Source organism: Nonomuraea sp. NPDC052116, from assembly GCF_040680035.1.
In the GTDB taxonomy this organism is placed as follows: Bacteria; Actinomycetota; Actinomycetes; order Streptosporangiales; family Streptosporangiaceae; genus Nonomuraea; species Nonomuraea angiospora_A.
The window spans coordinates 1-8,288 of the sequence record NZ_JBFAWA010000085.1; the positions used below are offsets into that span (position 1 = coordinate 1).

At 70.6% G+C, this 8,288-nt stretch carries 6 protein-coding genes; 3 read left to right on the forward strand and 3 right to left on the reverse strand.

All coding sequences use genetic code 11. The features are described 5' to 3' along the window. From AB0L65_RS62580 to AB0L65_RS62590, 3 genes are all read right to left on the reverse strand, one after another. A partial coding sequence (locus tag AB0L65_RS62580) for a type I polyketide synthase (RefSeq protein ID WP_364267446.1) occupies positions 1 to 1,727 on the reverse strand: 1,727 nt, incomplete at its 3' end. Positions 1,728 to 1,821: 94 nt separating this feature from the next. Beyond that, entirely contained in the window at positions 1,822 to 3,060 is a 1,239-nt protein-coding gene (locus AB0L65_RS62585) for a type III PLP-dependent enzyme (protein WP_364267449.1), read from the reverse strand. A 43-nt stretch (positions 3,061 to 3,103) separates the two neighbouring features. Then, on the reverse strand, positions 3,104 to 4,003 hold the full coding sequence (locus tag AB0L65_RS62590; protein ID WP_364267452.1) for a proline iminopeptidase-family hydrolase: 900 nt from the start codon (positions 4,001 to 4,003) through the stop codon (positions 3,104 to 3,106). Between the two features lie 305 nt (positions 4,004 to 4,308). Between AB0L65_RS62590 and AB0L65_RS62595 the strand changes: the two genes are divergently transcribed. The 3 genes from AB0L65_RS62595 to AB0L65_RS62605 form a co-directional block, all read left to right on the forward strand. Then, on the forward strand, positions 4,309 to 5,364 hold the full coding sequence (locus tag AB0L65_RS62595) for a helix-turn-helix domain-containing protein (RefSeq protein WP_364267455.1): 1,056 nt from the start codon (positions 4,309 to 4,311) through the stop codon (positions 5,362 to 5,364). Between the two features lie 158 nt (positions 5,365 to 5,522). Beyond that, positions 5,523 to 6,800, forward strand: coding sequence for an activator-dependent family glycosyltransferase (locus tag AB0L65_RS62600; protein ID WP_364267458.1), 1,278 nt, complete (start codon positions 5,523 to 5,525; stop codon positions 6,798 to 6,800). Between the two features lie 61 nt (positions 6,801 to 6,861). After that, the coding region (locus AB0L65_RS62605) for a beta-ketoacyl synthase N-terminal-like domain-containing protein (protein WP_364267461.1) at positions 6,862 to 8,288 on the forward strand (1,427 nt) is incomplete at its 3' end.

Genomic DNA, 8,288 nt, shown 5'->3' on the forward strand with positions numbered 1-8,288 from the left:
ACAGGAGCGTCCCCGGGGGTGTCCAGCTGCGGCTCGGGAGCCTGTTCCACGACCACATGCGCGTTCGTCCCGCTCACACCGAACGACGACACACCCGCCCGCCGCGGCCGGCCGTCCGGCTGCGGCCACTCCCGCGCCTGATCCAGCAGCCGAACCTGCCCCTGCTCCCAGTCGACATGGGTCGTGGGAGCAGACACATGCAGCGTCTGCGGCAACAACCCGTGCCGCATCGCCAGCACCATCTTGATCACACCGGCCACCCCAGCGGCCGCCTGCGTGTGCCCGATGTTCGACTTCAACGAGCCCAGCCACAACGGCTGCGCCGGGTCACGATCCCGCCCGTACGTGGCCAGCAACGCATGCGCCTCGATGGGGTCGCCGAGTGCGGTCCCCGTACCATGCGCCTCGACCGCGTCCACCTCCGCACCCGACAACCGCGCATTGGCCAGCGCCTGACGGATCACCCGCTCCTGCGAAGGACCGTTCGGAGCAGTCAAACCATTACTGGCCCCGTCCTGATTGACCGCCGACCCCCGGATCACCCCCAACACCCGATGACCGGCAGCCATCGCATCCGACAACCGCTCCAGCACCAGCACGCCGACACCCTCGGAGAAGCCGGTGCCGTCGGCGTCGGAGCTGAAGGCCTTGCAGCGGCCGTCGGCGGCGATGACGCGCTGGCGGCTGAAGGCGGTGTACGTCCCCGGCGCGGACATCACGGTCACCCCGCCCGCGAGCACCAGCGGGCTCTCCCCGGTGCGCAGCGACTGGCAGGCCAGGTGGATGGCGACGAGCGACGCCGAGCAGGCGGTGTCCACGGTGACGGCGGGCCCCTCCAGGCCCAGCGTGTACGCGACCCGGCCGGCGACGACACTCGGCGCGGCGCCGGTGACGAGGTAGCCCTCGACGTCAGGGGGCGCCTGGTGCAGCCGGGGGCCGTAGTCCTGAGGTTCGGCACCGATGAAGACGCCGGTCTGGCTCTGGTGCAGGGTCTGGGGGTTGATGCCGGCCCGTTCAATGGCCTCCCAGCAGGTCTCCAGGATCAGCCGCTGCTGCGGGTCCATCGCCACGGCCTCACGCGGGCTGATCCCGAAGAACGCCGCGTCGAACTCCGCGGCGTCGTGCAGGAAGTGGCCCACCCGCGCATAGGTGGTGTTGCCGGCGTCGGGGTCGTCGTCGAAGAGCCGGTCGAGGTCCCATCCCCGGTCGGTCGGGAACCCGGTCACCGTCTCCCGGCCCTCGGTGATCAGCTCCCACAGCTCCTCGGGCGTCGCCACGCCGCCGGGGTAGCGGCAGGCCATGCCGACGATCGCGATGGGCTCGTCGGAGCCGACGGCGGCCGTGATCTCGGCGGTTCGCCGTTCCCCGAGCCCGAGCGCCTCGGTGAGCAGGTAGTCGGCGAGAACGGCCGGCGTCGGGTAGTCGAAGGCGATGCCGATCGGGAGCTCGGCGCCGAGCTCGGCGGCGAGCCGGTCGTGCAGTTCGACCGCCGCGAGGGAGTCGAGCCCCATGTCCTTGAAGGTCTGCTCGGCGGAGACCGTCTCCAGCAGCCCGGGCAGTACGGCGCTCATCACGTCGAGCGTCGTCCGGCTCACCAGTTCGATCAGGGACGCCCGGCGTTCCGCCATGGAGAGGTCAGCCAGCCGAAGGGTGAAGGCCGTCGCTCGTCCGGCCCTCGTCGTCGGGGTGCCGCTGGCTTCGAATTCGCTGTTTCCGGACTGGCTCATCTGTTTGACTCTCCATATGAACCGCAGTGATCCTGTCCGCGGCGGTTGAGCCGGGACAGCCGACGATGGATACCTGCAGGGCAGGCAGGTGGTTCTACTCGTACATGCGGACGAAAAGCACGTGGGACGAGGAGACGACCTGGTCGCCGCGCATGACGACCTCGCTGGGCGCCGGGCGGCCCAGGAACATGAGCAGGCTGGCCGTCATGCCGTAGGCCCCCGCGTTCGGGATGGTCACCACGTCCCCGGGGCGGAGATCGGGTACGGCGACGTTGCGGCCGAGGATGTCGCCCGGGGTGCAGAGCGGGCCGACGAGGCTGGCCGGCGCCACGGGCTCGGCGGACTCGAACTGGACGGAGACCGGCAGCAGCCGCCCGAGCCCGGACATGCCGCCCAGCGTGTTGATCCCGGCGTCCAGGATGATGAACCTGCCGCCGCGGCTCTCCTTGACGTTGGTGACGGTGCACACGAGCCGGCCGCAGTCGCCGACGAGGTAGCGCCCGGATTCGCAGGCGACCTGGGGGCTGCCGTCGCGCCAGCCAGGGAAGTGCGAGTCGAGGACCTCCTCCAGCGCCGCGCGGAGTCCGCCGTAGACGGGGCGTTCGCCGGGGGAGAGGTAGGGGGAGGCGAAGCCGCCGCCGATGTCCAGCAGCTCCGGCTCCAGGCCCGTCGAGTCGCGCACCTCGGCCGCCGCGGTGATCGTGTGCTTGAACTCGGCGATCAGGGATTCCTCGTCCTTCGCGTTGCTCAGCGAGAACAGGTGCATCCCCGACAGACGGGTGCCGGGCACCGATCGAAGCTCCGGCATGAGCTCGGGGAGCGTCTCGCTGTCGAAGCCGAACTGGGAGGGAGCCCCCGTCATGCGGATGCTGGTGGTGGCCCCCGAGGCGGTGCTGTTCACCCGCAGGAGGCAGTCGGCGACCGTGTCCTGTTCCCAGGCGGCCTGCCCGATCCGGCGCAGGTCGTTGACCGACTCGACGGAGAAACGGCGGACGCCGGCCTCCAGAGCGGCCTCCACCTCCTCGGTCGTCTTGCCGGGGCCGGTGTAGAGGATGTCGAGCGGGTCGAAGCCCGCCAGCAGCGCCGCGGCGAGCTCGCCCGTGGAGCTGATCTCGGCCTTGCACGCGGAACCGCCGCTCTCCCGCAACGCCTCGGCGATCTCCGGATGGGGGTTGGCCTTGAACGAGAAATAGACGACCGTCCCCTCGGGCAGGGAAGTGCGGAGGTCGTCATGAGCGGCGACGGCACGTTCGAGGTCGTAGACGTAAAGCGGCGATCCGTAGCGAGCGGCGAGCTCGACGTCGCTCTTCACGATATCGGTGGCGTCGTTCAAGATTTCTCTCCTTGGGCAAGGGCATGAAGAGCGGCGGCCCAAGTCAGGCCAGGCCGGCGAGGAATTCGAGCATGACCCGCCGGAAGAGCTCCGGCTCCTCCAGATGCGGCGAATGGCTGGAATCCTCGAAGACCTTTCCGCGGGCCCCGGGGATGAGCTCGAGGAAAGGCCGGACCGACTCCTGGGTGACCTCGTCGTGCCGGCCCGAGATCACCAGCGTGGGCACGTCGATGCCGGGCAGGAGGTCCAGGACGTCCCAGTCCTTCAGGCTGCCGATCACGTGGAATTCGCACGGCCCGTTCATGGCCTGATAGACGGTCGGATTGCTCAGCGTGTCCATGAACGTGGCCTTGAATTCGCGTGGCCACGGCCGTGTGCGGATCACGTGCCGGTTGTAGAAGACCATCATCGCGTCGAAGTATTCGCGGGTGTCCGTCGTCCCGGCCGCCTCGTGGGCGAGCAGCGTCTCGTTCACCCCGCTCGGCAGCAGGTCGCGCAGGATCTTCAGCTCTTTACGCCATTCCGGGTACGAGGCCGGCGAGTTCGCGATGACCAGGCCGCGCAGCCCGGACGGCCGTTCGGAGGCGTGTTTGGCGGCCAGCAGACCGCCCCAGGAATGGCCGAAGAGAACGTAGTCGCCGGCGATTCCCAGGCGGTTCAGCAGATTGCCCAGCTCGTCGTCGAACAACTCCGGCGTCCAGAATCCCGGGTCCGCGTCGTCCAGGTGCGTGGAACCGCCGTTCCCGAGCTGGTCGTAATGGACGACCGGCCAGCCGGCGTCGGCGAGCTCCGCCATGGGGAGCAAATAGTCATGGGTGCCGCCGGGCCCTCCGTGCAGGGCCACGACCGCCGGTTTCCCCTTTCCCGGGGTGCCGGTCACCCGGTACCAGGTCACGTGGTCGCCGAACGGCAGGGTTCCCCTGGCGCTGGGGGCTCGGGCCAAGTCAACCACCTCATCACGTTCGGCGCGGAGACGGCGCCCCACGCCCTGGGCCATTCATCGAAATGCCGCACAATGCGCAGGTGAGCGGCCCTGCCGACGCTAGGTGAAGGCCGATCGAGGGCGGACCCCTATCCGACCCGTGCGTATCCCCTATAGGGCGGGATTCCGTTCCCCGGACCCGCCGCGAAGCCCCGGCGTCCGTATACCGTTCCGTTGCGAACATTCACCCCGAATGGCGACCGCCGGCCGCGGCGTCGCTTTTTCCGAGCCCGAGTGAACGCAAAATCAGAGCCGAGGTCAACCTGATGAAGCACCTGCTGTTGCGCCTTTCCGAACTCGACGCCCGCGTGGGTGACGAGCTCAGGGTGATCAGCTTCTTCGACGTGCTCCTGCAGAACGGGACCGATCTGGAGCGGCTGCTGCTGGAGGCTTCGCGGCTCGCGGAATGCCCCGTAGGGGTGAGCGTTCCCGGTCTGGGGGTGTATCGGCGGGTGAGCGCCGGCGGCGGCGCGCTCGACGGGCCCGCCGACCCGGGTGCCAGGAGGCACGAGCTCGTGAACGGCGGCGAGGTGTGGATCGAGCGGCGCGGCGACGCGTACCCGATCGACGCCATGCTCGTCGAACGGTTCGCCATCGCCTGCGCGGCCGTCCTGGGCAGGGGGGAGCCCGCCCCGGCGTTCGGCGATCCGGCGCTCGTCGAACTCGTCCTCGGCTCGGCCGCCGACGAGGCCGGACGTTCCCGGGCGCTGAAGCTCCTCGGGCTGCGGCCGGATCGTTCGGTGCAGGTGTTCGCCGTCGCCGGTGACGCCTCCGGGCTCGGGGGCAGGGTGGCCCGGCTCGGGCAGGTGTACGGGGTCATCGTCTCCGGCCCGCCCTGGCCCGACGCTCTCGCGAGCACGAGTTCGGCGGTCGGGGTGAGCCCGCGCGTTCCGTCCGCGAGCGCCGCGCGGGCCTGGCACATGGCGCGTACGGCACTGCGCTTCGCCGGCCCGGGGGAGCTGTGGGGCAGGGTCGTGCACTGGGACCGGCTGGGCGGCTTCGCCCTGCTCGCCGAGCACCTGCCGGACGAGGCCATCGGCGGATGCCCGGACGTCGCCGCACTGGACCGCTTGGCGGAAGCGCCCAACGGGGACTCCGTCCTGGCGACGCTGGACGTCTTCGCGGCCAGCGACTCCATCCGCCAGACCGCCTCCCGGCTCTACATCCACCGCAGCTCCGTCGCCGCCCGGCTGGCCCGCGCCGAGAGCGAGCTCGGCTTCCCGGTGCAGCCGGCCGAGGGCCGCGCCCGCCTGACCCTCGCACTCACCCTGCGACGGCTCGGCGAACACCCCAGTACGGCCGAAGTCCGCAGGGGGGCCTGAGGGGTGATCTAGGGGTCGGTGCCTCTCACGTGGCTGATTACTGTCTCGTGAGAGTCGATGGGGCTCTGGCGGACCTGCTCACGACACCCACCTGTGAGCGGAAGGGCGCATTGCGCGCCGCCGCCCGGCCGACCTTGTACCTGCCGGAAGGATGCGGAATGCGCGTCGTTGTCACCCAACTCGCGGCCAGCGCTCATCTCAACCTCGTGGTGCCGCTCGGCTGGGCGCTCAAGTCCGCGGGCCACGACGTCGTTATCGCGGCACAACCCGACATCATGCCCCTGGTGCGGCAGACGGGACTGATGGGCGTCGCCGTCGGCGACGAGGCGCGATATGCCGAGCGCGTCGCGGCGATGGCCCCCGAGGAGACCATCTACGGGTCCGGGTACTCCATCACGGAGATCCGGCCCGAGGTCCTCACCTACGAGTACGTGCGCGACTGCCTCGCCGCCTTCGCCTCCCCGATGGCGCTGGACGTGAACACCGACGAGTCCGTCTTCGACGGCATGGTCGCCTTCTGCCGCTCGTGGCGCCCTGACCTGGTCATCTGGGACAGCATGACGTACACGGGACCGGTGGCGGCGGCCGCCTGCGGCGCCGCGCACGCCCGCACGACCATCGGCCGCGACCACTGGGGCCGCTTACGCGAGCTGTTCCTGCGCCTGCGGGCCGAGCGCCCGGAGGCCGCCGGCGAGGACCCGGTACGCGACTGGCTGACGGCCAAGCTGGACAAGTACGGCTGCGAGTACGACGACGACCTCGTCCTCGGCCAGACGACCATCGACTCGATCCCCTCCTGGCTGCGCCTGCCGGCGGAGTACGACTACCTGCCCGTGCGCTACGTGGCGTACAACGGCCCCGGGACCATCCCCGACTGGCTGCGGACGGAACCGGAGCGGCCGCGGGTCTGCGTCACCCTGGGCAACTCCTACCAGGAGGTGTGGGCCGGCCGCGCGAAGCTGGGGTACCCCGACCTGTTCGAGGCCGTCGCCGACCTGGACATCGAGGTCGTCGCCCTGCTGGGCCCCGCTTCCGTCCCCGCCGGGGCCACGGTCCCCGACAACGTACGGATCCCCGGGTTCGTGCCGCTGGACCCGCTGCTCAAGAGCTGCTCGGCGATCGTCCACCACGCGGGGACCGGCAGCACCCTGACGGCGCTGCTCAACGGCGTCCCGCAGCTCATCATCCCGCACGCGCTGCACGACGAGGACCAGGTCGCGGACGCCATCGAAGCGCACGGCGTGGGCGTGCACCTTCCGCCGGACCGGTTCTCGGCCGACACCCTCCGCACCGAACTGCAGCGGATCCTGAACGATTCCACCTTCACCGAGCGCGCACAGAAGACCAGTCAGGAGATACGGGAGACCCCGACCCCGCACGACCTGGTCAAGGACCTGGAAGAGCACGTGCTCCGCCACCGGAGGACAGCCGGCTAGACCGCGCCGGCCCACGTCCGTCCCGTTCCGCCTCACTACCTCAAGGCTGGTTGAGAATCCCATGGCCACTGACGACAAGTTCAGGGACTACCTCAAGCGTGCTACCGCCGACCTTCAGCGCGCCCGCCGCCGGCTGCGCGAGGTCGAGGCGAAGGATCGTGAGCCGATCGCGATCGTGGCGATGAGCTGCCGCTACCCCGGCGGGGTGAACTCGCCGGAGGACCTGTGGAACATGCTGGTGGAGGCCCGCTCGGGGATCTCCTCCTTCCCCGACGACCGGGGCTGGGACCTCGAGACGCTCTACGACGAGGACCACACGGCCGGCGGTACGACGTACGCGCGGGACGGCGGCTTCCTCGAAGGGGCGGGCGACTTCGACGCCGGCTTCTTCGGGATCAGCCCGCGCGAGGCCCTGGTGATGGATCCGCAGCAGCGGCACGTGCTGGAGGTCGCCTGGGAGGCGCTGGAGCGGGCCGCGATCGACCCCGGCACGCTGCGCGGCACCCCCACCGGCGTCTTCGTCGGCGGTACGCAGACCGGGTACGTCTCGGGGCTCGGGCCGTTCCCCGAGGGCGTCGAGGGGTACGTGCAGACCGGCAACACCAGCTCCGTCATCTCCGGCCGGGTGGCCTACAGCATGGGCCTGGAGGGCCCCGCGGTCACGGTGGACACCGCCTGCTCCTCCTCGCTCGTCGCCATCCACCTGGCCTGCCAGTCGCTGCGCAGCGGCGAGAGCACGCTCGCGCTCGCGGGCGGCGTGACCGTGATGCCGACCCCCGAGCTGATGGTGGACTTCAGCCGGCAGCAGGGGCTGGCCCGCGACGGCAGGTGCAAGGCCTTCTCCGACGACGCCGACGGCACCGTGTTCTCCGAGGGTGTCGGCATGCTGCTGCTGGAGCGCCTGTCCGACGCGCGGGCCAACGGCCACCAGGTCCTGGCGGTCATCCGGGGCACGGCGGTCAACCAGGACGGGGCCAGCAACGGTCTGACCGCGCCCAACGGTCCTTCGCAGGAGCGGGTGATCCGTCAGGCGCTGACCAACGCCGGAGTGACGGCCGCCGACGTGGACGTGGTCGAGGCGCATGGCACGGGGACCACGCTCGGCGACCCCATCGAGGCCCAGGCGCTGCTGGCCACCTACGGGCGGGACCGCGACGCGGCGGCGCCGCTGTGGCTCGGGTCGGTGAAGTCGAACATCGGGCACACGCAGGCCGCCGCGGGCGTGGCCGGTGTGATCAAGATGGTCATGGCCGCCCGCGAGGGCCTCCTGCCCGAGACCCTGTACGTGTCCGCCCCGTCCAGTCATGTCGACTGGGAGCAGGGCCAGGTCCGGCTGCTGGAGCAGGCGCGGGAGTGGCCGCAGCCGGACGGCCGGCCGCGGCGGGCGGGTGTGTCGTCGTTCGGCGTGAGCGGGACGAACGCGCACGTGATCGTGGAGCAGGCCGTGGAGTCGCGGCCGCAGCCGGACGCGCCTGAGAGTGCTCCGGC